Genomic DNA, 23121 nt, shown 5'->3' with positions numbered 1-23121 from the left:
CAACCAAACCGCGCCTGGCCTCCCAGGAGAGGCCCCCTCGTGGCCCGGCCCGGGTGCGGGGGGTCGCCCTGCCTTCGGCCCTTGGGAGCTCGCTCCTGTGCGATGCTGTGGCCCCGCCGGTTCAGCAGCGCTGCCGTCGCCCGCGACCTACTTCTTCACGTACCCGTAGTGCTGAAGGAGATCGATGCCCTTCGCGCGGTAGTCGGCGACCGCGGCTTGATGCGCCCGGGCCAGCGCGGCGTAGTTGCCTGTCGGGTCGATGCGTTGAAGATCGCCGGTTTGGAAGCTGTGGGAGTTGATCACCGCGGGGACGCGGGCCCGACCGAGGAATCCGTTGTCCTCGGCGTACCGCATCTCGAGTCGCTGCCAGGCGGCAACGGCCGCTGGGTTTGGCTCGGTCGCCGGCCCAGCGATCTGGCCCGAGGGGGACGCCGCGACAGCTTCGTCATGCCGCACCCGCTCCACAGCGAGTTGCCACGGCGACCACTCGTTGGGCGACTTACCGTAGAGCAATACCGGCGCGCCTTCCTTGTCTTTGCCAACTTGGACCATGTCGCGGTAGTCGCCCGTCTGGCGCGCGTACTCCACCGCTTGGCGCATCTCCGGCGGCGTGTCGGGCGCGGCAGCCAGCTCGCGCATGCCCTTGTCGAGATCGTTGATGCGCGTCTCGGTCATCGCGTAGCCGTGTCCGATGGCCTGCCGCATCATACCGGTCATCACCGCCGAGCCCATAGGACCGCCTGCGAAGGCCGGGAGAATCACGAGCCCTGCATCGGCCATGTCCTTGATGACATCGCCGGCAGGCGTGTAGTTGGAGAGGCCTAGGACGCCAATGGCGGTCGCCGTGCCGCCGAGACTCGGGATGAGCTTGCTCGCCGTGGGGCCGAGATCCTTGACCACCTGGAGACCCGCCATCACGGTCTGCGTCGCATTGGCTCCGTAGACCGCGAGCATCGCCTTGTCTTCGTTCTTGATGATCGAATCGAGGGGGTTCTTGCCTTCGGCGACGTCGGCGGCCACGCCCAGACCAACGCCCACCTGCGCGAGCCACGGCGCGTAGGCCTTCGGATCGTGGCCGGTCCACGTGGACGCGATGCGCTGCCCCGCGTTGATGAGCGGATTGAACGTTTGTCCGAGACGCAGCGCCGAGGCAAGATCGGTCGGCGCGCCGGCAGCAGGCTGTGCGCCCGGTAGCCCGGCCCCTTGCATGAAGATGCTTGCCGGGCTGCCATCGGGCAAAGGCCCCAGGGCAGGGTTCTGCGCGCTAATGACGGTACCGGGAACGTTCGTCGCAAACATGCCGGGCGGAAGCGCGGGCGTTGGAAGCGACGGGAGCTTCGCTGGCGAGAAGCCCTCGCGGCGAGCGAGGTCGAACGTCCCACCGTTCTCGGCCGCTTGAAGGTGAGCCCACACGTTGTTGGGGATCGCGCCGAGCTTGCCGTCGTCGACCGGTTGACCGGCGAGATGCGCGCGCAGCGTCTCGAGCTGCTCGGCGGGGAGGTTGTGCTGACTGAGATCGACGCCGCCCACGACGTGCGGGGAGAGGTCGCTCGCTCGAAGCGCGCTGCTCGGGTCGCCGTGCTCCCAGGGGCTCGCGCCGGCAGTCGGCACGCCGTCAACGTTCGGCGCCGCAAACGGCATGTGCCCCACGGCTTGCGGATCGCCCGTGAGCACTGCGTTGGGGACGTTGACCTCGCGGCCTTCGACGGATGCAGCCGTCAGGAACGGGTCGTCGTTCTGCGCGAGGTAGGTTCCGCCATTCGGGAGAAGCTCGAAGTGGTTGCCGACACCGGGCTCCTGGACGAGGCCGGGCGCGTCGACGGTCGGTGCGGCGGCCGTCGGCTCGCCATCCAAGGTCGGGTACGCGGTGTGGCCGAGCGCCGCCGGGTCGCCGGTCAGGACGGCGTTGGGCACGTTCACCTCGCGACCTTCGACGGCCGCTTGCGTCAGGAAGGGGTCGTCGTTCTGCGCGACGTACGAGGTTCCGTCGTCGAGCGTTTCGGTGTGGGTTCCTGCCGGCGCGGGGGCTGGCTCGGCGTACTCGACGGGGGCGGGATCGACGGGTGCCGGGTCGGCAGGTGCCGGGTCGGCGGGTGCTGCGTCGACGGGCGCCGGATCGACCGGTGTGTCGACGACCGTGTTGTCGACCTCGTCGTCCTGGGCGCCCCCAAAGACCTTATCGAGGTCCGCGGAGGTGAGGCGCGCGCGCTTGCGAACGCCAGACGCGGGGTGCGAGGAACGCGAAGGACGCTGGGCGGAGTTCTTAGCCATGGGACGCCTTTCGAGTGAGCGGAGGTCAGCGGAGAGGCGTCAGCAACGGACTGGGCCGCATGCTCCGCATGAAGGCGTCGCCCTCAGGCGTGAGAGCAAGGTTGGGCCCCGGGGCCGAGCCACCGTAATAGTGGTTGGGCGCCAGGGTCTGGTAGAGCGAGCCGTCGACCGCCGCACCGAGCAAACGCCCCTGGTTGTAGAGCGCAGAGCCGCCGATCACGGCAGGCCCAAATGCGGGAGAGAGCGGCGAGAGCGGCGGCATCACGATCCCCATGTCGTCCGCGGCCTTCAGCATCCCCTGACCGACATCCGTGTACTTCGCTCCTTGCACAGTCAGGTATCCAACGCCGGCGGCACCCACGCCCTTTGCAAGGTTGCCCGCCCAGCTCGTCGCACCATAACCGGTCAACCCTTTGGTGGCGTCGACCACGGTCCCAACGAGGTTCGAAGTCACCGAGGCCGTGCCCACGGCGGTCATGCCGATGCGGCTCGCCTCTACGAACGCCGGAACGGGCGCAGCGTCGTGGTTCATCACCTTGTCGATGGTGCCCGACACGATGCCGGCCGTTGCGATGTACGGTGCCGTGGCGTTTGCGGGCCACTGCCATTTGTTGTCGGTTAGCGCGGCGACCGCGGGAGCGACCACGGTGCGACTCAGACCGTTGAGGATGGAGGATGACTCCTGCCCGTAGGCGAAGATGGATTTGCCGGGCTCGGCGACGACCACTCCCGGAATGGGGCTCGACCCCGGCTCGAGCACGTTTGGGGCAGTCGGTGTGGGCCCAAGCTTGTGCGGCTCGGTCAAGGCGCCGGTTGTCGTGTGGAGTCCCGCGAGGCTGCCGTCAGCTGCCGTGTCCTGGAAGATTCCTGGCGAAACCTCGACTCGGGTATGTCCATCGGCGAGCGCGGGCAAGCCGCTCGCGCGGGGGAGTTCACCTGCGTGCGCGGTGCCGACAGAGAACGGGTTGAGCGCGCTCAGCACCTCACCTGCCCCGTTCAGAACTTGCGAGCCCGTGGGGAGCGCGTTCCACATGTCTCCGGCGGAGGGCAACGAATTCCAAAGGCCTGTCGCAGCGCCGGCGACTTGGTTACCGAGGTGCTCCGCTCCTCCGTAGAGCTGACCGAGCAGGCTAGGGCTCTGCGCGACAGGCTCGACGGGCACGCCCGCGGTGCCGGGCTCGCCACCCCAGCCCGCGCCACTGGCTAGCGTGGCGTCCCGCTCAGCGGCGCCGAGCTCCTCCGTCGGACCAACGCCCGTAGTGTCGATCTGCGGTGCCTGGTAGGGGTCGGGACCGAACTCAGGAGCGGGAACGGCCACGTCGACGTTCGGCGTTGGCGCCGCGTAGTCCGGCTCCGGTTGCGGCTGAGCCTCCACGCGTTGCTGCTCCGCGGCGACGGCCTCGTCGGCCCCGGCGTAAGGGTCGTAGCCCGTGGCCGTGCCGTCGGCGATCTCGTTCCCATCGGCGTCGACGGCCCCTCCAAAGACTGCGTCGAGGCCGTCAAAGGAGAGTTCGAAGCGCGGAAGCAGGTCGGCGATTCGTTGCGTGTTGGGGCGGCGATTGAACATGGGGGGACCTCTCGGGGTGGAGGGCTAGCGACACCTCCCCTTTAGCGAGCGGTATGCCAACCCAAAGAGCACACTCGAAGGTGTGACCTACCAGTTCACAACGCGTTGTTATCAAAACCAAATCGCGAGCTTCCACCATGTAGCTTCGAGTGCGACCTCGGGCGACGATCCCGCTGAGAAAACGCGCACGCGGACTGGATCCCTTCCGCGCCGAGGTTCGCCTCCCACCTCGTCAACCCACGTGCATTCGCGCCCCCGGTCGCAGTCGCCCTCGTGGTCGCCCTCGTGGTCGCCCTCGTAGTCGCGGTCGGGGTCGCGGTCGTGGTCGCGGTCGGGGTCGGGGTGGTACAGTCTAAGGAGATAGGTAACAGAGCAGTCCAAGGAGATAGGTGACACTCCGGCATGCGAACAACGGCAGGAAGTGCCGTGGTTTGGAAAGCGAAGAGTGTCTTGGAACAACGAAATTCACTGGTGCTTCGCTACCGCGCGGGCGAGCGAATGACGGAGCTGAGTCGGGAGTACGGCGTGAGCCGGAAGACCGGCTACAAGTACGTCGAGCGCTACGAAGCTTGGGGCGATGCCGGGCTCGTGGACCTGTCGCAACGGCCCAAGCAGACGCCGACGGCGCTGGCGGAACAGTTCGTGAGCCTCATCGTCGACGCGCGGCGGCGACATCCGACGTGGGGTCCGAAGAAGCCCAGGGTGCTTCTGATATCGAGCACCCCGGCATAGAGCTGCCGAGCCGAACAACGATTGCCAACGTGCTTCGTCGCCAACGCTGACAGTGCCGCGACGTCGTCGCGGGCGGGTGGCGGCTTATCGCGCGCCGCTGACGGACGCGAAGGGCCCCAACGAGCTGTGGTGCATGGACTTAAAGGGCAGTTTGAGCTCGGAGACGGGACGGTCTGCTACCCGTTTACGGTCACCGACGCTTTCAGCCGGTACGTGCTCGTGTGCGAGGCCTTCGACGGGACGGCCGGCAGGGCGTGCGAGCGGCACTCGAGCACATCTTCAGGGAAAAGGCCTGCCGCGAGCTATTCGAAGCGACAACGGCGAGCCCTTCGTTTCGCCGCGTGCGCTCTTTGGATTGAGTCGACTCGGAGCGTGGCTCGCGCGACTCGGGATCCTCCACGAGCGAATCGAGCCTGGGTGTCCGCAGCAGAACGGACGCCACGAACGGATGCATCGCACGTTGAAAGCAGAAACGACGCGTCCTGCGGCTCGGACACTGCTCGGACAACAGGAACGCTTTGACGCTTGGCGCAAGTGCTTCAACGAAGAGCGGCCCCACGAGGCGCTTGGCGATCGAACCCCAGCCAGCGCGTACGAGCCTTCGCCGCGCGTCTGGAAGGGCGAGGTGCCCAAGCCCAGTTACCCCCTGCACGACATGACTCGACCCGTTTGGAAGGGAGGCATTGTCGCGATCGATCGGCGTCGGCGCTTCAGCCTGACGGCGTCGCCCGTCGACGAGCAGGTCGGACTTCGAGAGGTTGAGGACGGGAAGGCTGGTGAGCTTTCGCCCGTGACCTCGGTCACTACGACGAAAGAAAGGCGATTCATCCCCTCAGTCGCCAGAAGAAATAGGGAAAGAATCAGCGATAGCCGCAGAGTAGAAAATCCATCCGCCGAAAGTGTCACCCATCTCCATGGACTGTCACCTATCTCCTTGACCGCTCAGGTCGTCGTCGTGACTCGGTGCTCCGGCCCCGTTGGCAGATCTCCGAATGAAGCGGAGCTCCTCGTGCGAACCTTCGGACCGCCATGCTCCGCACCTCGTCCTGCCCCCTGCCGCGCCTGCCGCGCTCTCCGCGCTCGCTCCGTCTCTCCACGTCGCTCGTGCTCGTCTCGCTGGCGCCGCTGCCCCTCGCCGCCGCGGGATGCGGAACGCCCGACCTTCCCATCACCAGCGTCTCCGCGCCGGTGGGGAGCGCCCCAGCGAGCGCGACGCAACCACCGCCCGCTCCGCGCGCGCGCGCCGAGGCTCCCAAGGCGCCCATTGCCCTCGAGGAGTACTTCAAGACGAAGCGCGTCTCGGGGTTGTCGTTCTCTCACGACGAGAAACGGATCGCCTTCATCTCCGACGAAGGAGGCCGACTCGATCTCTACGTGCGGCCACTCACCGGGGGACCCGCGACGCAGATCACCAAGGCGCAGGGATTCGTTCACTCGTTTCGCTTCTCGCCAAAAGACGATCGCCTCGCTTACGAGCTCGACGACGGAGGCGACGAGCTGCCTCGGCTCTACTTGACGAACGCCAAAGGCGACGCCCCCGCGGCCGTCGTCCCCGATCTTCCGAAGGGCCGACGCACGCGGTTCGTGGAGTGGAGCCCAGACGGAACGAAGCTCACCTACCTCTCGAACGCGCGCGACGAGCGAGCGATGGATCTCTACGAGTTCGACGTAACGAAGAAGGCCACGACGGTTCTCTGGAAGGCCGAAGGCAACCTTTCGTTTCACGCCATTAGTGCCGACGGAAAGCGCTTCGCCATTGCGGAGACGAAGTCCGACGCCGACAACAACGTCTACCTCGTGGAGCGGGCCTCGGCCGACAAGAAGACGCTGCTTACGCCCCACGAAGGGGCGGCGCTCCATGAGGTCCAGGCGTTCGCGAGAGACGGCCAGTCGCTCCTCATCACGAGCAACGCGGAAGGCGAATTCACCACGCTCGTATCGCTGGACCTCGCGACCAAGAAGCAGAAGACGCTTCGCAAAGAGAACTGGGACGTCGAGCTCGGAGTTCCATCGGCGTCGGGTCGCTACCTCGTGTCCGCCTCAAACGTCGATGGCGTGCCGAAGATCGTCGTGAATGACGTGAGGGCCAACAAGGAGGTGACGCTCCCGCCGGCGCCGAAGGGCGGCGCCTTCAGCCCTTGGGGTGCGACGCGAAGCGGCACGTGGTTTCTCGGATTTTCGCGCAGCGAGCGCTACTTCGCCGTCAACCTCTTGAGCGACACGACGCCGGCGTCGCCGCACGTCATCGACTTGAAGGAGCGCAAGATCATCGCGGTCGCCGAGCCGCTCCCCGCCTCGCTCGCCGGTCACGAGATGGTGGCGGGCACCTCCGTGCAGATCCCCTCCTTCGACGGCCGCTCGGTCCCCGCTTACTTGTACGCGCCGAAAGGCGCAGGCCCCTTCCCTGCTGTCATCGACGTGCACGGTGGCCCGACGGCTCAGAGCCGCCGCACCTTCTCGCCGATGCGCCAGTACCTGGTGAGCAAGGGCTACGTGGTCCTGGTGCCCAACGTGCGCGGCTCGACGGGCTACGGCAAGACGTGGACGCAACTCGACAACCTCGACCTCGGCGGCGGGCCGCTCAAAGACATCGTCGCGTGCAAGAAGTACATGGTCGCGAAGGCGAACGTCGCCGAAGGGCGCGTCGTCGTGATGGGCGGCAGCTACGGCGGCTATATGGCGCTGGCGGCGGCCGCGTTCACGCCCGACGAGTTCGTCGCGAACGTCGACTACTTCGGCGTGAGCGATCTCAAGAGCCTCGTCGAGAGCTTCCCACCCTATTGGGCTTCCTTCGCGAGCTACATCTACAAGAAGTTCGGCGACCCCAAGAACCCCGAGCACGCGACCTACCAACACGATCGTTCCCCGTAAACTTCGTCTCGCGCATCAAGCGGCCCTTGCTCGTTGTGCAAGGCGAAAAGGACGCGCGCGTAAAGACCGACCAGTCGGAGCGAATCGTCAAAGCGCTCAAGGGCTCCGGCGTCGCCGTCCACTACCTCCTGCTCCCAGGAGAAGGGCACGGCTTCTCGAAGAACGAGAACATCCTCAAGGTGTCGCTGCTCACCGATCGCTTCCTCGATCGGTACGTCTTCGGGGACGAAACGGTGCGCGTGGATTGACCGCGACCACCAGCCAAGGCCTTCCGAGCCGTTGAGCCGCCACGAGGACGCGACGGTGCGTGGACCGGAAGGACGGGCCACGCTATAGCCGTCCGGTGACCCAGCTTTCTTTGCGACTCGCCGTGGCGAGCCTTGCTTTCGCCCTCTTCGCGGGCGTCTTTGCCGTCGGCTGTTCGTCGGACGCCGAGGCGACGCCAGCACCCTCGGATGCCGGCCCAACCGTTGAGGCAGGCAAGCCGAAGGTCGACGCAGGCCCCGTCGAAGCGGGCCCGCTCCATCCGACGCCGCGCTGCGCGAACCCGAAACCGGCGACTGGCTTCTACCTCGCCGCGACCGACGCCGGTGCCCCGGACGCGGCCCTCGACTCAGGCGTGCCGGACGCAGCCGCCGAAGACGGCGGCGACGCCGACACAGGGGCGCCCACCGATGCGGGCATCGACTCCGCGCCGCACGGCCTCGCGCCGGCGACCGGACGTCCGCCGCATATGCCCTACCAAGGCGGGCCGGTGCTGGCCGCGCCACGATGGGTCCCCATCTTCTTCCGCGACACCGAGGACCAGCCGGACATCGAAGACTTCCTCGGCTCCATCGGCTGCACGGACTATTGGCGCGCCATCGCCAGCGACTTCGGCGTGGGCGAAGGCATCTCAAGCCCATCGGTCGTCGTGCCCGAGGACGGGCCGGCGCGGATTGAAGACGAGCAGATCAAGAAGTGGCTCTCGAAGCAGATCCAAGCGGGCCTCGTAGAGCCGCCCTCGAAGGACATCCTCTACGTCCTCTTCTATCCGTCGACGACGAACATCTACCTGGGCAGCGACCGCAGTTGTCGCTCCTTCGGCGGCTACCACTCGGAAGGCCTCGCGCCCGACGGCACACCGATTCCCTATGCGGTCATTCCTAACTGTCGGCGCTTCGAGGACCTCACGAGCACGACGAGCCATGAGCTCATCGAGGCGACCAGCGATCCCTACCCCTTTTCGGCGCCAGCGTTCTCAGCCCCGAGCAAGGACGACCTTGCCTGGGCATACCTCGGCGGCGGCGAGAATTCGGCCCTTTGCAGCCAGCGCTTCGATGCTCAATACACCCCGGCCGACTACCCCTACGCGGTGCAGCGGAGCTTCTCGAACAAGTCGAGCCTCGAAGGTCACGACCCTTGTGTCCCGACCGATGGCCCGTACTTCTACGCAGCCCCTTGGCTCGAGGACACCATCGACCTTTCCCAGCTCGGAGCCGAAAACGGCAAGGGGGTGCTGGTTCCGCCCGGCACCTCTCGCATCATCGACGTGACGCTCGGCGCTGACCAGCCGATCGGCGTGTTTCGCATCGAGGTGCTGTCGGGCGACCAGGGATTCGGTCAACAGCTCCCAGGCTCGGGGACCACGTTCAGCCTCGACCAGGCGACGGGTAAGCCTGGCGATCACTTGAAGTTGACGATCACAGCGCCACCTTCCGCGAGCGAGCCCGACGTCTTCGCGCTCGTGGCCCGGTACCAAGGCAAGTCACGCCCGTATTTCGGCATCGTCGGGCACTGACGCGACGACTGCGAAATACAGACCTCCGCGCAGCGGAAACCGGGTGACTCGCACACCATGCCCAACGAGGGGCACGCACTGGGTAGCAACCAGGCCCACGCCTTGCGCGGTTCGGCTTCCAAGTTCGTGAGGGGACGCGCTTCCTGTGGGCGTGACGCCTTCGCGTCAACGTAGTGAGCAAGGTGCAACCCGAAGAGCGGGCTCGTTGGAGCGCCCCGGTTTTGCGTCTCGGGGCAAGACGTCGGTGGCCGGCTCACGCCGAGCCTCCCTCTCCGATCGCCTCGTCGCGCTGCGCAATGGCAGCGCGCGTACCCTAAACCGTGGGCCCGCAGCAGTAGGGGAGCCACGGCTCAGGCACTTCGGCGCGCGAGAGGTGGAAGGCCGGCGCGACGGGAAGCGACTTGGGCACGAGCGGCTTCTTGCGAAGCTTCATGCCGGCCTCTTCAGGCGTGCGGCCACCTTTGCGATCGTTGCACGGGTAGCAGGAGGTCACGATGTTCTCCCAGTCGGTGAGGCCACCCCGTGCACGCGGGATCACGTGGTCGTAGTTGAGATCGCGAGGCGACTTCTGTTCGCCGCAGTACTGGCAACGGAAGCCGTCGCGCGTGTACACGTTGACGCGACTGAAGCGCACCGCCTGCTTGATGCGCGCGCCGCCACGCTTCAACCGGATCACAGCGGGCGTCCGGAGTGAGAGCGAGAGCGAGCGAATTTCTTCTTCGTACTCCTCGAGGACTTCGACCTTGTCGAGCCAGAGGAGAACGACGGCGCGCTGCCACGAGATGATCTTGTGGGGCGCCATCCAGGGGGTCAAAAGCAGCGTGCGCATGGGATTACCTCGGTGACTTGGATCGCTAGATCCGTCTCTTCTTCTTCATGACAAACCTCCAATTGGAGAGGCGAGACGCGCGCGAACCGTTCGCGAACGTCGAACTTTGGTCTGGGTGGCAGGATTCGAACCTGCGACCACTCGGATCCGAACCGAGGACTCTTGCCAGGCTGAGCTACACCCAGAGAACAATAAACCCCCCCCCCCCCCCCCGCCCCCCCCGCGCAGCCCCCCCGCGCCCCCGCGCCCCCCGGGGGCCCGGCCCCGGGCCCCTGCCGGCGGCCCACCCAGGGAACAATGAACAGGCGGCGACAAGAGTGCGAAGACGTGTTGCCTTGCGGCAACTGGTTAACAGCCAGTTGTGTAGTCCTCGCGGCATTCGCCGCTTCTGGTGTGGCCGCCAAGAGTGATGGGAGCGCGCGCCGCCGTGAAGCGGTGCGTTTGGGGAATTGAACCCCGTTCGCCCGAGAGCGAATTTACCGATGTACTCCCATCGGCATGCGGCCGGAGCGGTGACCGGGAATCGCACCCGGATCGCGGAGATGGCAACCCCGCATTCTTCTTTTGAACTATCACCGCAGGAGAGCGCGTTCTGTTGCGATGCGCGCCGGCAAGCCGACGTGGCGCTCCAGAGAGCGCGCTCTTTGTGGGTCATCTGCGAATCGAACGCGAGCGCAGGCTCCTTATCAGAGAGCCCAGGGCGACCAGCCCGTCATGACCCATTTCAGCGGCAAGGGAGTTGAGAGCCGGTGCCTTGCTCTACCCACTGAGCTACGGCTCCGTTGTGCGCGCTTGCGCGAGCAAGCGGTGGAACCGGTCGGATTTGAACCGACGTCCTAGGTGTGATGTAGGCCCTCGAGCATCCGCTGAAAAACTGTCGGCCGCGTCGAAGCGGCGCCGCTTCCGGGGTTGCAACCTCGCGCGCAGCCCGGCGCGGCATCGCCGCGCCGAGGCGAGCACGAGGTCTAAATTCCCGAGGAAGCGGCCGAGGCCTGCCCCCCCCCCCCCCCCGCCTAACCCCCCCCCCCCGCCGCATCGCGGCCGAGGCGAGCACGAGGTCTAAATTCCCGAGGAAGCGGCCGAGGCCTGCTCCGCAACCCGAGAGCCACCCCCGGGAGTTGTAACCTCGCGCGCAGCCCGGCGCGGCATCGCCGCGCCGAGGCGAGCACGAGGTCTAAATTCCCGAGGAAGCGGCCGAGGCCTGCTCCGCCCCCGAGCCACCCAGTTGTAACCTCGAGCGGCTCGCCGCGCCGAGGCCCCGGCGCTCTCCCCCCGGGGGGCCCGGCCCCCCCGGCGAGAGCCGCTTCCGGGAATTGAACCCGGTCAGCGCCCGCTACGAGGGGGCGCCCCTTCCAAAGGCAGCGGCAGGAGCGAAAGGGAGAGGTGCGGTGCGGGGGCGTGATGAGCTTTCACCACGCCCCCGCCCTCACGGGCGTCGCTGGTCAGAGCGCCACCTTTTCGATGGCGCCGACGAAGTGCCCCGCGTCGAGCTCACCCTTGGCGAAGAGCGAGACGACCTCGAAGACTGCGTCCGAGAAGCCACCGACGTTCAGGACGTCGGCGCGCTCCTTGACCTGCGTATGGGCGTACGGCTGCACGTCGATCAGCACGAGCTTGGCCTGCGGGTTGCGAGCGCGGAAGCGCTCCCACTCTTCGGCCATGATGGTGCCTCGCGTGCCGTGGCTGCTCGTGGCAGCAAAGTCCGCCCACGACTGGTTGTCCGACACGTAGACGACGAGGTCCGCCGTTCCGCCCTTCTCGTTGAGGCGACGGAGCGGCGCGCTGCAGGCCGTGCCGCCGCTCGGGAGCGACGCCAAGTACTGCGCGTTCGTCATGACCGAGTCGCGCGGGTTGATGGGCCGCGGCAAGGGCACGACGTCGTCGCTGAAGGGCACGACCTCTGTGTCGACGTTCTTGCGCATGAGCGCAGCCGCCACGAGGCCGGCGACGTCGACGCACCGAACGGCGGTCGTCGCCGAGCGGCGAAGACCGGTGACGGGGCTCTGCATCGAGCCCGACACGTCGGGGCAAACAACGACTCGGCCCGAGAGCCCCGGCACGTTCTCCGTAGCTACCTCGAGCGCGTCCTGAAGCGCGTTCGTGATGGCCACGGGCATCTCCGAGCCAGCAGCGCGGAACGCCGCGAGCAGCTGGTACGGAAACACGCGAGCGCGACGGATCGCCGCTGCGTCGCGGAGCCGGTCCGCAACGAGCGCGATCATGCTCTCGTCTTCGAACACGCCCTTACGGAGCAGCGTGTTCAAGTTCATGCGCGTTTGGGTCCACGTCATGGCGCGCGCGATGGTCGTCCAGTCGCTCTTCGAGAGCTCGAGCGCCGTCAGCATTTCGAAGGGGACATCGGGCATGACACCTCCAGCCTTCTTGAACGCTTCAAACGCGCGCACGATGGCCGGAAGCTTCGTTTCGTCGACAGCCTTGCCGATGAGGTAGCCGTAGAGCGCCTCACGGACGGCGTCGACCTCGCCCTTGTCGTTCTTCGGCGAAGGACGAACGAGCTTGATGACGTCGGCCATCGACGGCTGCGCGCCGAGCGACTGCCGAAACACTTGCTCCGGCGAGCGGCTCTGAAACCACGCCTGAGCGGCGCGCTTCGGGGCCGAGCCCAAGGACTTCCGTCCAACCTGTCCTGAACGGACAATCTGGATGAAGTTCCGGAGCATCTTGCCGTTGTCGATGACCCGCGCGAAGGCTGCGCGCATGAGCGCGACGTCCTTCTTCGCGAGGTACGCGACGAGCAACGCTGGCACGTCCTTCATGAAGCCGCGCTCGCGGCAGTAGATGGCCGTCTTCGCGACGAAGGTCGGCGCGCAAGCGTCGGCGAGCTCGAGGATGCGCGCGAGCTGATCTTCCGCCGAGGCGTAGAACGTCGTGTGCATCGTGCCGGTGACCGCGTATTGCGCCAGCGCGTGCTCGGGGGAGAACGCGTAGGCCTTTCCACCGGCTTCGTTCGTGGCGTTCGCGGGCGCGGCCTTGCCGGCGAATCCAAAGAGTCTCTTCAGTACCATGATCGTTCTCCTTTCCGAGCGAGCCATGCAGAATCCCGCCGCGCGCTCGCTCGAACGCGCGCAGTGGGCAGTGTGTAAAGTGTGTCTCTTGCCAAGCTGGTGATGGTCCCCTTGCGAGGAGTCGAACCTCGCTCATCGGCTTCGTAGACCGAGACCTGGATCCGCCAGGACAAGGGGATTGCGTTACGTCGTGCCCCGCACCCGGGAGCGGGGGCCACGCGGTGCTCGTGGCAGGAGTCGAACCTGCAGAGGGACCGGGTTTGAACCGGTTGGCTATTCCGTTCGCCTACACGAGCTTGCTCTCTCTGTGGGCTGAGGATCTGCGAGCCCCCAGCGGGGTGAGGGCTCGCAGATCCTCAGCCCGCGCCAAGAGCTCCGTTCGCTCTCGGTGTCCGGTCTCCGCCGCGCAAGCGCGGCGAGGACGAGCTCCTTCGCGAGCCCCCAGCGGGGTGAGGGCTCGCAGATCCTCAGCCCGCGCCAGCCGATCCGCTCGCTCTCGGTGTCCTAGTCTCCGCCGCGCAAGCGCGGCGAGGACGAGCTCCTTCGCGAGCCCCCAGCGGGGTGAGGGCTCGCAGATCCTCAGCCCGCGCCAGCCGATCCGCTCGCTCTCGGTGTCCTAGTCTCCGCCGCGCAAGCGCGGCGAGGACGAGCTCCTTCGCGAGCCCCCAGCGGGGTGAGGGCTCGCAGATCCTCAGCCCGCGCCAAGAGCTCCGTTCGCTCTCGATATCTTCGTCTCCGGACTCGCTGCGTCACGCGCAGCGCGGTGCGGCCTTTTGGCCGCACCAGCGCGAGCATGACGTCTAAATGCCGTGGGCGCGGCAAGGCCTGCTTCGCAGGCCGGAGCCGCGCCCGGAACTCGAACCCGGAGTGAGCCGTTTAGAAGACGGCAGCTCGTTCCTATCGAGCACGCGCGGCCAAGCGGACGACAAGAGTGCGAAGAGGTCATTGCCCTCCAAAGTCGGGCGCGCCTCCATGGAACCGAACCGCTCGATTGGCGGAGGCGCTTGGAATCGAACCGATGTACTCCTCACGGCATTCGTCCGGCGGCTCGTAGGGGAATCGAACCCCTCTCACCCCATAGACAGTGGGGCTGCGACGCCAGTCGCATCACGAGCCAGAAAGTTGCAGCGGCGGGTCTCGTCGAATCGCGCTCGCTCCAGGCCAAGGCGAAATCGTTCCTGGCGTTCGTGTCGCGGTCCGCGGCTCCGCGACTGGCACAGGGCGCACCAACCGCGATTTCTCGACGCATTGGAGAGGCGCGCACCTTGCTAGCGCCGCGCCATGACCCGCCATCGCTTCACTCGCACGCTGATCGCAACGCTCGGCGTTCCCGCCATTCTCGCTGCCTCTCCGAGCATCGCCATCGCTGACCAAAACAACGCTGTCGCGCCCGACGCGCCTACAATCCCGGTCGAGCGAAAGCTTGTCCTGGGTCTAGGCTCGAGCATCCGAGTCCCTGTCGCGCACCAAGAGCCGTTCAACGAGCACGTCTTCGTGCCCGTCGCATTGACGTTCTCTGGCGCCCTTTCCCGACGCCTCCGAGCTGGCGCCGTGGTCGAGTTTGCGCCGTCCCTCGGGGGTCGTTGCTCGAGTTCGTCGTGCCGAGCCTTCTCCTTGCGAACGGCGGCTGAACTCGAACTGAAAGGCGTCGCGGCCCCTGCGACGCCTTGGGCGGCGGTTGGCATCGGCTTCCAACACCTGATTGGGAACGAGTATGGCGGAGACTACTTCGCTGACGCGTCGACCACGGCTCCTACGGCGCATGCCCAGGCCGGCTTCGACTTCGGCACGCGAGCGACCTTCGGTCCGTTCGTCTTTGCCGCCGCCGACGCGTACGACAACCGGGGCACTTATGTCGGCCAAGAGCGGTTGGCGATTCACGGCTGGCTTGGCGCCGGCGTCCGCGCCACGTTGGGGCTCTAAGGCCTGCGACGCCAGTCGCATCACGAGCCGAAGCCGCAGCAGGCTCGCTGCGACGCGGCAGAGGTGGAGGGACTCGAACCCCCGTGACTGGAGTTGGAAACCAGCATCCTTGCCGTTGGATGACACCCCTGGAAGCGCGAGCCTTCGCGCTGCGCGCCGCGCCAAAGTGACGCGGCACTCGCATTTCGATCACGGCAGCAAGAGGACCCTGGAGCATGAGGCCGTGAGGCCCCAACATTTGGGATGTAGTCCAAGGCGGCATCTGCCGCGGTGGGTGACCTCGGAATCGAACCGAGTCGGTCTGAGACGCGCGGGTTACAACCGCGCCCCGGGCCATACGGGTCTTGTCACCCATTAACATGCATTACACACATACCTTCGCGCTAGCGCAGGGCGCGCGCGGTGGGTCGTCGTGGAGTCGCACCACGTTCTCTCGCTCTTCAGGCGAGCGCTATCACTCGACTAGCTCACGACCCGTCGTCCTAAGGGATCACGCGTGAAGGTGATCGCCTCAGCATTGATTCATAAACACAGGAAGCACTCCGCACCCGCGACCCTTGCGAGCCGCGGGCGCGGAGTCCTCCTCACGAAAAAACGGACCGGTCGCGGCAGGCACCTGATCTGACGATCAACGTGGTGCGCAGCGCAAAGCGCTCCGTTCTGGCATTCAGTTTTCAACGAGCAGTGCCCTCCAAGGCGGAGGGCAAACGAAACCTGTTCGCGCGCCACAGACGTGACGCACGCGAGGCGCGGAGGCCGCGCCACAATCGCGAGTAGGCTCGAAGGGAGTTGAACCCTTGCCTCACCGGGTAAGAGCCGGGTGCGCTGCCATTACGCTACGAGCCTGCATTCCGAGATCCGATCTCGGGTTTAGAGAAGCGGGTGGGGTCAGAGGGACTCGAACCCTCATCTCTCCGGGTAAAAGCCGGGTGCGCTGCCTTTGCGCCACAACCCCAGCGGAACGAACACAACTCCAACGACGCAGCCACGGGGACGCGCCTGCAAACAACTATGTTTGACCATAGTAAACTTTGTTGTTTGTTATCGAACCACCGCGCCGCCAACTGCGAGGGGGTCCCTCGCGAAATGTTGGGCGTGCTGCTTCGGCTTGAGATCCTTGGTGTCGGGAGAGGAGGGTCGCGCCGGCGCCGGGGCCAACCGAGCGGTCGCGCGTGTGGTTGCAGGTGTGGGTGCGAAGGGCAGCCTGCCGGGGCCAGAAACGGCGAAAGCCGCCTCGGGGGATCCCGGGCGGCCTTCAGAAACGTCGCGGGGACGTCTGAAACCGCCTAGGAGCTATCCTCCGCTTTCGGAGCCCAATATCCGGTGCCAAGGCCCAATTCAGCCGTGACGGAGAAGGGCTTGCCACAGAGGAGACTGGGGCCGCGGCCGTCGGTTGGGAGACCCGTTGCGATTCGCAACGACGCCCGCCCGCCCAACATCCCGCGAAGACCAAACCTGTCCGTGCCCGTATGCGGGGCGCGGCGGGCTGAGCCGATGCGATTTGTAAGGAGGGTGAACATGGGACGACCTTGGGGACCTTTTGGACGGCGCGTGGGCACCGACCATTCACGAGATAGCGCCGGAGACCAGCGCTGTCAAATCATTAATCGATATTTCTATGACGTAACAATCGGTATTTCTCTTCACGTCACTGCGACGAAGGTCGTCGCCGAGGGCCAGGGGGCGGCAAGCCTCCGCTGATCGCGGTTGGAACCGCGTGTTAGCCTCGCCCCATGGGTCGGACTCGGCGGATCAGCGCGCGACGCTGGCGTGGAATGCGGCTCACGGTGCGCGTCTCGTGGTTGAGTGGCCGTAAGGCGGCTGCCCGATTGTTGCCCCGGTGGCAGGCCCCGCGCTCCGACCCTTCGCTCGTCGGTACGTTCGAATGAGCGACGCACGCGCGGTCCTGGAAGCCCGTCTCGCGGCGCGCAAGCTCGCGTGGCACGACATCCGCGCGCCGCTCCTGCACTTCGTCATGGTGAGCTACGCCGTGAAACCGGAGCGCCTCGCCGCGCACGTGCCCCTCGATCGCTTCGACCTCGAGCTCATCGAAACGCGCGACGGTCCGCGTGCCCTCGTGAGCGCCGTGGCCTTCGTCGACAGCGGCTTTCACTTCGCGTTCGCGCCCTTCGCGCAGTTCGATTTCGGCCAGACGAACTACCGACTCTACGTGCGCGACCGCGAGACCGGCGAGCCGTGCGCCTGGTTCTTCGGGACGACGATGGGCTCACCCGTCGTGCATGTCGCTCGCGCTCTTTGGCAGATCCCTTGGCACGAAGCCGAATACCGCGTCGAAGCGGAGCTATCGAGTCGGCCCGGCCCGGAGCGGTACGCGTTCTTCCGCACGTTGGCGCGCTCCGACTGGGGCGAGGCGTACATCGATGTCGAGGACACGGGCGAGCCGCTCCAACTCGAGGACGCGCCGGGCTTTGCCGACTACGACGAGATGTTCTTGCGCCTCACGCACCCGGTGCGTGGGTTCTTCCGGAGACTCGACGGCCGCCTCGGAACCTACTCGATTTGGCATGAGAAGCTGTCGCTTCGCGTGGCGCGGCCGCGGACGTTGCGCATCGCGCTCTTCGAACGGCTAGGTCTCCTCTCCTTCGAGGAGACCCAGACGCCGCATTCGGTGCTCTTGGCGAGCCGCGTTCTCTTTCACGTGCACATGCCACCGCGCGCCGTGTAGCGCCCCGCTACCTCGGCCGGTGCTCGAATCAACCGGCTCCCGCATCACGACGATTCGCCAAGCCACTCGCGCGCCCGCGCGAGCGTCTGAACGTTCTCGCGCACGCGGCCCAAGAAGGCGGCGCGCCAACCGGCGTCGCGGATCTTTTCGGCGCGAGCCAATAGCTGCGCGCGAGCTTCCACGATGGCGGCCTTGGCTTCCTCGACACGTCCCGTGGCGAAGAGGGCTTCGGCATACGAGAGCCTTATGTAAGACTCTCCCTCGAAGACAGCGCCATCGTTCGCGAGGCGTCCTGCCTCCTTGGCGAGCTCAAGGGCGCGTTCTCCGTTGCCCATCTCAACCTCCACCATCGCGAGCTGCGCCAAGAGCGGCGCCCGCGCGTGCGGTAGGTCGGTGAAGCGCAGGAGCGTGCGCGTGAGCTCGTCCTTCGCTTCGTCGAGGCGACCGGCGACGCGCAACATGGTGGCCAGGTAAGCCCTCGCGACGCCCTCGAGGAAGCGATCGCCGACCTTGGCGAACCCGAGCGCCGCCTCACGCTCGAGAACGATGCCCTCTTCCACGAGGCCTTGTCGCGACAGCGCCGCACCGAGGTTGTGTTTGGCAGCGAGCGCTAGGGAGCCGAGGCCCATACGCTCGGCGTCGGCCGTGGCTTTCCTCAGGTGCTCCTCGGCGAGCTCCAGCATGCCGAGGTTTTGGAGGCCGGCGCCCATGTTGACGCGGTGTAGGCAGGCGTTCCGACGATCACCCACGGCGTCGAAGGCCACGACGGCCCGTTCGAGGGCCACGTGCTCGTCTTCCGGATCGGAGCGCACCGTCGCGCGCATCGAGCGTGCGTAGTGCACCCATGCCGACGCGATCGGATCGTCGGCGATGACCTTCGCGCCACCAGCCTCGACGCGAGCCAAGAGGGCGTTGCCTCGCTCAACGAGCCCACCGTAGAAGAGCGACCCCGCCACTCGACAAGCGCCGAGGACGCGCGGTGCCGCGAGCGGTTCGTTACCAAGCAGGCCCTCGAGGCGCGTCGCGACATCGGCGAGGACGGCCATCTCCTGCTGCCTCACGGCGATGCTCGCCATGGCACCGGCGGCGATGAACCACGTGGAGTCGCTGGGGTCGAGGAGCGTCATGGCCTCGCGACCAAAGCGGAGGGCGTCGTCTAGATTGCCCGCCCAGAGGCACCCCGACGCCTGCATGAAGCGGAGTTTTCCAACGTCCGCCCCCTCGGCGCCGGAGGCCAAGGCCTTCTCGGCGTACCCATTGGCGGACGCGAAGTCATCGGCCTCGTGCGCGTGTGCCGCCGCTGCCGCGTACCAACGGCATGCGCGCTCTCGGTCGCCACCGAGCTCATAGTGCTCGGCGAGAACCGCCGGGTCGTTGCCGCCGCGGGCCTCCAGCCACTCGGCGGCGAGCTTGTGGCCGAGCGCGCGATCGGCTGGCGTCAGCGTCGCGTAGGCGGCCTCGCGCACGAGCGCGTGGCGGAAGGTGTACTCCTCCTCACCGAGGATGGAGCTCGTCGGCGAGCGATCGGTGATCTCGCGGTTTCTGAGCTCGCGCAGCGAATCGGAGACCCCCACGGCGCGTTCGGCGCCGAGTAGCGTGCCGACGCCACGCTCCCAAAAGGTCAGACCAAAAACGGCTGCCGCCCGGAGCACGCGGCGCTCGCCGCCGTCCAAGCGGGAGAGCCGTGACTCAACCATCGCGAGGACCGAGCCGGGGAAGTCGTCGTTGCCTTCGGCGGCAGCGCGCACGAGCTCTTCAAGGAAGAAGGCGTTGCCGGCGGCGCGCTCGAGGATCAAGCGAACCCGGTCTGGGCTCGCCGCGTCTCCGAGCGCCGCCTTGACGAAGGCCTCGGCGGCCCGCTTCGAGAGGGGCGCGAGGCGCAGCTCCGTGAGGTTCCTCTCCTTCCACAGACCGGGGAACAGCTCCTCCGTCTCGGGCCGGCCGAAGGCCACCACCGCGATTGGCTCACTCTCGAGATTGCGAAGCACAGCGTCGATGTAGCGGACGCTCGGCAGGTCGCCCCACTGGAGGTCCTCGAGGATCAGCACGAGAGGCTTTTCCTTGCACTCTGCAAGCACAAAATCTTCGAGGGCGGCGCGCATTTGGTCCCCCATCAGGCGCGCGTCCTGGCGCGCCGCCCGGAGCGATACGCTGATCCCTTCGGTGAACGGCGCGCCGATGATCTCGGCGAGAAATTCCGTGATGCGCTCGCGCTCGGGCTCCGCCACGTTTCGCACCACGCGTGCGCGAAGCTTCATTTGGCGCACCAAGAGCGGCTCACCATCGAGGATGCCCGCGGCGGAACGAAGGGCCTGTCCCAAGAGAGAGAACGTCGAGCCCTCGGAGATGGCGTCGCCACGGGCGAACCAAAGTTCGGCGCGTCCCTCCTTGCGCGTCAATTGCAACAGCTCCTGCGCCAGCCGTGTCTTGCCTACGCCGGGGCCCGCGGTCACCAAAACAGGGCGAGCGCAGGAGTCCTCGTCAGACTCGCGAATGACGGCCATGAGGCTCTGCAGCTCGCGCTCGCGCCCGAGGAAAGGCATCGACTTGCCGAGAATGGTGCGCGGCAAGGTCTGATCGTCGCGTGGACCTTCGAGGACCAAGCCCACGCTGTCCCCGGAGATCTCGAAGCGCTGCCCCAAAAGGCCTGCGGTCACGTCGTCGAGGCGAACGCCCGGAGAAGGCGCGGCGATCAGGAGCTCGGCGGCCCGATCGATGACCTCCCGCGCCGCGAGCTCGGAATCGCTCGAGGCGAGGCCTGTCGCGAGGGCCATCGGACAGCGGGGAAGGAGGCGCCGAAGTTCGAGGGCGCAACGCGCGGCGCGCGCCGCCTGATCGGTCGCGGTGCCGCGGCCCGCGAGGACGACGACGAGCGAGCCGTCGGCGAGCGGCTCGACGGCGGCGCTAAACTGAGACGCGACGAGGCGCGGGTCGAGCGTGGCGGCGACCGTCTCGTCAACGCCGGTGCTCGCCGTTGGCGGCGACGCGGAGGCCGTAACGCCGCCGCTCACGAGCAGAACGCTGACAAGCCGGCGTTCCGTGTGCGTGATGGAGCGCGATTCGCGGGCCGGTGGCAGCGAGGGAGCGCTCGCGATGGCGGCGGCGCCGGGCAGACGCTGAAGCTCCGCTGCCACGGCGGCGCCATCACTCGGCCGATCGACGGGGTTGCGCGCGAGCATGCGAGCGAGGAGCGCTTCGAGCTCCTTCGACGCGTCACGGCGGACGCTACGGATGCGCGGCGTCTCGCCCATGAGAATCTTCGCGAGGATGGCCACCATGTTGGTGCCGGGAAAGAGCGGCTCGCCGGCGAGGCACTCGTAGAGGACGCACCCGAGCGCGTAGACGTCGACGCGCGCGTCAATCTCGGCGTCGCCGCGGGCCTGCTCCGGCGCCATGTAGCCGGGCGTGCCCACGATGACACCGCTCTTCGTCGCGCGGAGCGCGGCGTCAGCGAGGCGCGCGACGCCGAAGTCGAGGAGCTTGGCACGCTCGACGGAGCCGCCGACCAAGAACACGTTGCTGGGCTTGATGTCGCGATGCACGACCCCGCGCGCGTGGAGGACGGCGAGCCCTTCGGCGATGCGATGCGCGAGGGCCACGGCTTCACCGATGGCGAGGGGCCCATAGGTCAACCGCTCCGCGAGCTCCTGCCCCTCCAGCCACTCCATCGCGAGGAACGGCCTGCCGTCGCGCCCGACACCGTGCGCGACGTAGCGCACCGTTCGAGCGTCACGGATCTCGGCGAGCAGCTGAACCTCGCGACGCCAGCGCTCGAGCGCAGGGCCCATCGGGACTTGAAGGAGGATCTTGATGGCGACCGCTTCGCCCGTGTGCCGATCGGTCGCGTGAAAGACGTCGCCCATGCCGCCGCGCCCCACGAGCCGACCTAGCTCGAAGCGATCGCCAATGAGCTCCGCGGCAGCCATCCCCCCATCCTATACGCTGTCGCCGGGACTCCCCTCCCCGCCGGGCGCCTCACGCGACGGCCGTTTTCTCGCACTCCAGGGGAGAAGTAGGCGCCACCGGGTTTCTGTTACCCTGCGCCCATGTCAAGCGGCGGGAAACCGAGGTTCACCACCAGCAAGCGCGGCCTCATGCTCTTCGCATCGGCGGCACTGTGGTTGCTCTATGCCGACCTTCTCGTGTCTGTGCCTGGGTGCACAGACGCCGAAGGAGACGACCCGAGCACGGACGCGGCGTTCATAGACGGCGCCACGTCCTTCGACGCTGCCCCGGTCTTTGACGCCGCACCGCTCCTCGACGCTCCGCCGCTCGCGGATGCCGCCAACGACGACGCAGGCCTCGACGCGACCGCCGACGCGACCTTGGACGCGAGCACCGACGGCGCGCCGAGCGACGGAGCCTCGTCGGACTCCGCCCCACCTAGCGACGGGGCCGCCGACGCCCTCGGCGCTCTCGACGCGCCGGCCGATGCGCCGAAGGACGCGGCGGCGGCACAAGAAGAGCTGGTCTCGCCAGCCAAGTGCCCGTGGGGCATCGCCATCGCGGGCAGCGCGGTCTTTTGGACGGAGACGCCCAATGGCGCCGGATGCGGCGCGCCGTCCGTGCGCTCTTGCTCGACGGTCACGCCGTGCGCGACGCTTCCGACGCCGCTCTACACGGCCGTCAATCAGTCGCTTCCCACCGGCATCGCGGCCGTCACCGCCGCCGGACCGATCTTCTACGCCGACAACCAGGCTCCCAACAACCACCTCTGGCGTCTTGAGGTCGACGGCGGCCGCACCGCGTGGGGGACCTCGCAGGCGGGCCCGGCAGCCGTGGTGCAAGATCTGACGCACGTCTATTGGGGTCACGGCAGCGGAATGACGCGCGTGACGGTGCCCTCGGCCAACGAGCTGACGGTCTTCACGGGCAACATGGCCGGCTCCATCGACAACGGCCCCCAAACGATCGCCCTCGACACGTCGCGCGTGTTTGGCGCCATCGACACCAACAAAATCCGCGTCTGCGACAAGACGGGCAACTGCAACGATGGCGGCTCGACGCTCGTGGGCGCCGATGTGGCCGACGCAGGCCCGGCCGAGATCGGCGCCGTCGCGAGCGATGGCACGCACGTCTTCTTCACGAGCGGCATGGCCTACTACACGACGTCCGGCGTCGAACGACTCTTGCGATGTCCGGTAGCCGGCTGCCCCAGCGGCGTCCCCGAGCTCTTGCACGAACGCTCCACCAACGTGGCCGGCCCCAAGGGCAGCCACTTTGGAATCGCCGTCGACAGCGCGAACGTCTACTTCGGCACCATCGCGGGGACCATCGAGTACTGCGCGAAGGGCGCCGCGGCTCCGTGCACTCCGAAGGTCCTCGTGGCCAACGCCCGGCCCTTTGGCTTCGCGCAGGACGGCGCCTATCTTTACTGGGGCGATTGGCGCGGCGGCATCTACCGCATCTTGCGTCCCTAGCGCGCTGCGGCTCAAG

The 23121-nt window shown here is 67.1% G+C and carries 12 protein-coding genes, 7 tRNA genes and 1 pseudogene; 8 read left to right on the top strand and 12 right to left on the bottom strand.

The genetic code is table 11. The annotated features are described in order from the left end of the window. Positions 1 to 147: 147 nt before the first annotated feature. Both IPG50_35310 and IPG50_35305 read right to left on the bottom strand, forming a co-directional pair. On the bottom strand, positions 148 to 2271 hold the full coding sequence (locus IPG50_35310; GenBank protein ID MBK6697414.1) for a hypothetical protein: 2124 nt from the start codon (positions 2269 to 2271) through the stop codon (positions 148 to 150). A 25-nt stretch (positions 2272 to 2296) separates the two neighbouring features. After that, positions 2297 to 3838, bottom strand: coding sequence for a hypothetical protein (locus tag IPG50_35305; protein ID MBK6697413.1), 1542 nt, complete (start codon positions 3836 to 3838; stop codon positions 2297 to 2299). Between the two features lie 426 nt (positions 3839 to 4264). On the opposite strand from IPG50_35305, the gene IPG50_35300 reads away from it, so the two are divergent. The 5 genes and pseudogenes from IPG50_35300 (at position 4265) to IPG50_35280 (ending at position 9221) form a co-directional block, all read left to right on the top strand. Continuing rightward, a complete protein-coding gene (locus IPG50_35300) occupies positions 4265 to 4570 on the top strand; it encodes a helix-turn-helix domain-containing protein (protein MBK6697412.1) in 306 nt (101 codons plus the stop codon). Between the two features lie 133 nt (positions 4571 to 4703). After that, a pseudogene (locus IPG50_35295) lies at positions 4704 to 5153 on the top strand (transposase family protein). Positions 5154 to 5599: 446 nt separating this feature from the next. Beyond that, the gene (locus IPG50_35290; protein ID MBK6697411.1) at positions 5600 to 7441 is read left to right on the top strand and encodes a S9 family peptidase; all 1842 of its coding nucleotides are present in this window, start codon (positions 5600 to 5602) and stop codon (positions 7439 to 7441) included. A gap of 26 nt (positions 7442 to 7467) precedes the next feature. Continuing rightward, positions 7468 to 7689, top strand: coding sequence for a prolyl oligopeptidase family serine peptidase (locus tag IPG50_35285; GenBank protein MBK6697410.1), 222 nt, complete (start codon positions 7468 to 7470; stop codon positions 7687 to 7689). A gap of 95 nt (positions 7690 to 7784) precedes the next feature. Beyond that, positions 7785 to 9221, top strand: coding sequence for a hypothetical protein (locus tag IPG50_35280; GenBank protein MBK6697409.1), 1437 nt, complete (start codon positions 7785 to 7787; stop codon positions 9219 to 9221). 313 nt (positions 9222 to 9534) lie between these two features. Here the strand turns inward: IPG50_35280 and IPG50_35275 are convergent, their stop codons facing one another. The 6 genes from IPG50_35275 to IPG50_35250 all read right to left on the bottom strand — a co-directional run bounded on the left by IPG50_35275 (position 9535) and on the right by IPG50_35250 (position 13372). After that, positions 9535 to 10050, bottom strand: coding sequence for an HNH endonuclease (locus IPG50_35275; GenBank protein MBK6697408.1), 516 nt, complete (start codon positions 10048 to 10050; stop codon positions 9535 to 9537). 107 nt (positions 10051 to 10157) lie between these two features. Next, positions 10158 to 10235 (bottom strand) — tRNA-Pro (locus IPG50_35270). 323 nt (positions 10236 to 10558) lie between these two features. Further along, positions 10559 to 10629: transfer RNA gene (locus tag IPG50_35265), tRNA-Gly, on the bottom strand. Between the two features lie 863 nt (positions 10630 to 11492). Then, positions 11493 to 13076, bottom strand: coding sequence for a TROVE domain-containing protein (locus IPG50_35260; protein ID MBK6697407.1), 1584 nt, complete (start codon positions 13074 to 13076; stop codon positions 11493 to 11495). Positions 13077 to 13179: 103 nt separating this feature from the next. Continuing rightward, a tRNA-OTHER gene (locus tag IPG50_35255) sits at positions 13180 to 13253 on the bottom strand. A 45-nt stretch (positions 13254 to 13298) separates the two neighbouring features. Beyond that, positions 13299 to 13372: transfer RNA gene (locus tag IPG50_35250), tRNA-Leu, on the bottom strand. Positions 13373 to 14357: 985 nt separating this feature from the next. On the opposite strand from IPG50_35250, the gene IPG50_35245 reads away from it, so the two are divergent. After that, positions 14358 to 14999 (top strand): hypothetical protein, encoded by a 642-nt coding sequence (locus tag IPG50_35245; protein ID MBK6697406.1) that lies wholly within the window; start codon positions 14358 to 14360, stop codon positions 14997 to 14999. A gap of 58 nt (positions 15000 to 15057) precedes the next feature. Here IPG50_35245 and IPG50_35240 read toward each other — a convergent pair. The 3 genes from IPG50_35240 to IPG50_35230 all read right to left on the bottom strand — a co-directional run bounded on the left by IPG50_35240 (position 15058) and on the right by IPG50_35230 (position 15954). Beyond that, positions 15058 to 15129, bottom strand: a tRNA-Trp gene (locus IPG50_35240). A 644-nt stretch (positions 15130 to 15773) separates the two neighbouring features. Continuing rightward, positions 15774 to 15845 (bottom strand) — tRNA-Lys (locus IPG50_35235). A gap of 37 nt (positions 15846 to 15882) precedes the next feature. Next, a tRNA-Lys gene (locus tag IPG50_35230) sits at positions 15883 to 15954 on the bottom strand. 930 nt (positions 15955 to 16884) lie between these two features. Here IPG50_35230 and IPG50_35225 point away from each other — a divergent pair. Next, complete coding sequence (locus IPG50_35225; protein ID MBK6697405.1) at positions 16885 to 17685, top strand: DUF2071 domain-containing protein; 801 nt, start codon at positions 16885 to 16887, stop codon at positions 17683 to 17685. Positions 17686 to 17729: 44 nt separating this feature from the next. Here IPG50_35225 and IPG50_35220 read toward each other — a convergent pair whose 3' ends face one another. Further along, the gene (locus tag IPG50_35220) at positions 17730 to 21611 is read right to left on the bottom strand and encodes a protein kinase (GenBank protein MBK6697404.1); all 3882 of its coding nucleotides are present in this window, start codon (positions 21609 to 21611) and stop codon (positions 17730 to 17732) included. 120 nt (positions 21612 to 21731) lie between these two features. Between IPG50_35220 and IPG50_35215 the strand changes: the two genes are divergently transcribed. Continuing rightward, positions 21732 to 23105, top strand: coding sequence for a hypothetical protein (locus IPG50_35215; protein MBK6697403.1), 1374 nt, complete (start codon positions 21732 to 21734; stop codon positions 23103 to 23105). Positions 23106 to 23121: the final 16 nt, after the last annotated feature.

Source organism: Myxococcales bacterium, assembly GCA_016703425.1.
In the GTDB taxonomy this organism is placed as follows: Bacteria; Myxococcota_A; Polyangia; order Polyangiales; family Polyangiaceae; genus JADJCA01.
The sequence above is the reverse complement of the archived record's forward strand: the minus strand, read 5'-3'. Positions and strand labels throughout refer to the sequence as shown.

Excerpts from the sequence above, each read along its gene's own strand:
- IPG50_35260 (MBK6697407.1), bottom strand. The coding sequence starts at position 13,076 with ATGGTACTGAAGAGACTCTTTGGATTCGCCGGCAAGGCCGCGCCCGCG.
- IPG50_35225 (MBK6697405.1), top strand. The coding sequence starts at position 16,885 with ATGAGCGACGCACGCGCGGTCCTGGAAGCCCGTCTCGCGGCGCGCAAG.
- IPG50_35220 (MBK6697404.1), bottom strand. The coding sequence starts at position 21,611 with ATGGCTGCCGCGGAGCTCATTGGCGATCGCTTCGAGCTAGGTCGGCTC.
- IPG50_35310 (MBK6697414.1), bottom strand. The coding sequence starts at position 2,271 with ATGGCTAAGAACTCCGCCCAGCGTCCTTCGCGTTCCTCGCACCCCGCG.
- IPG50_35305 (MBK6697413.1), bottom strand. The coding sequence starts at position 3,838 with ATGTTCAATCGCCGCCCCAACACGCAACGAATCGCCGACCTGCTTCCG.
- IPG50_35290 (MBK6697411.1), top strand. The coding sequence starts at position 5,600 with ATGCTCCGCACCTCGTCCTGCCCCCTGCCGCGCCTGCCGCGCTCTCCG.
- IPG50_35245 (MBK6697406.1), top strand. The coding sequence starts at position 14,358 with ATGACCCGCCATCGCTTCACTCGCACGCTGATCGCAACGCTCGGCGTT.
- IPG50_35275 (MBK6697408.1), bottom strand. The coding sequence starts at position 10,050 with ATGCGCACGCTGCTTTTGACCCCCTGGATGGCGCCCCACAAGATCATC.
- IPG50_35215 (MBK6697403.1), top strand. The coding sequence starts at position 21,732 with ATGTCAAGCGGCGGGAAACCGAGGTTCACCACCAGCAAGCGCGGCCTC.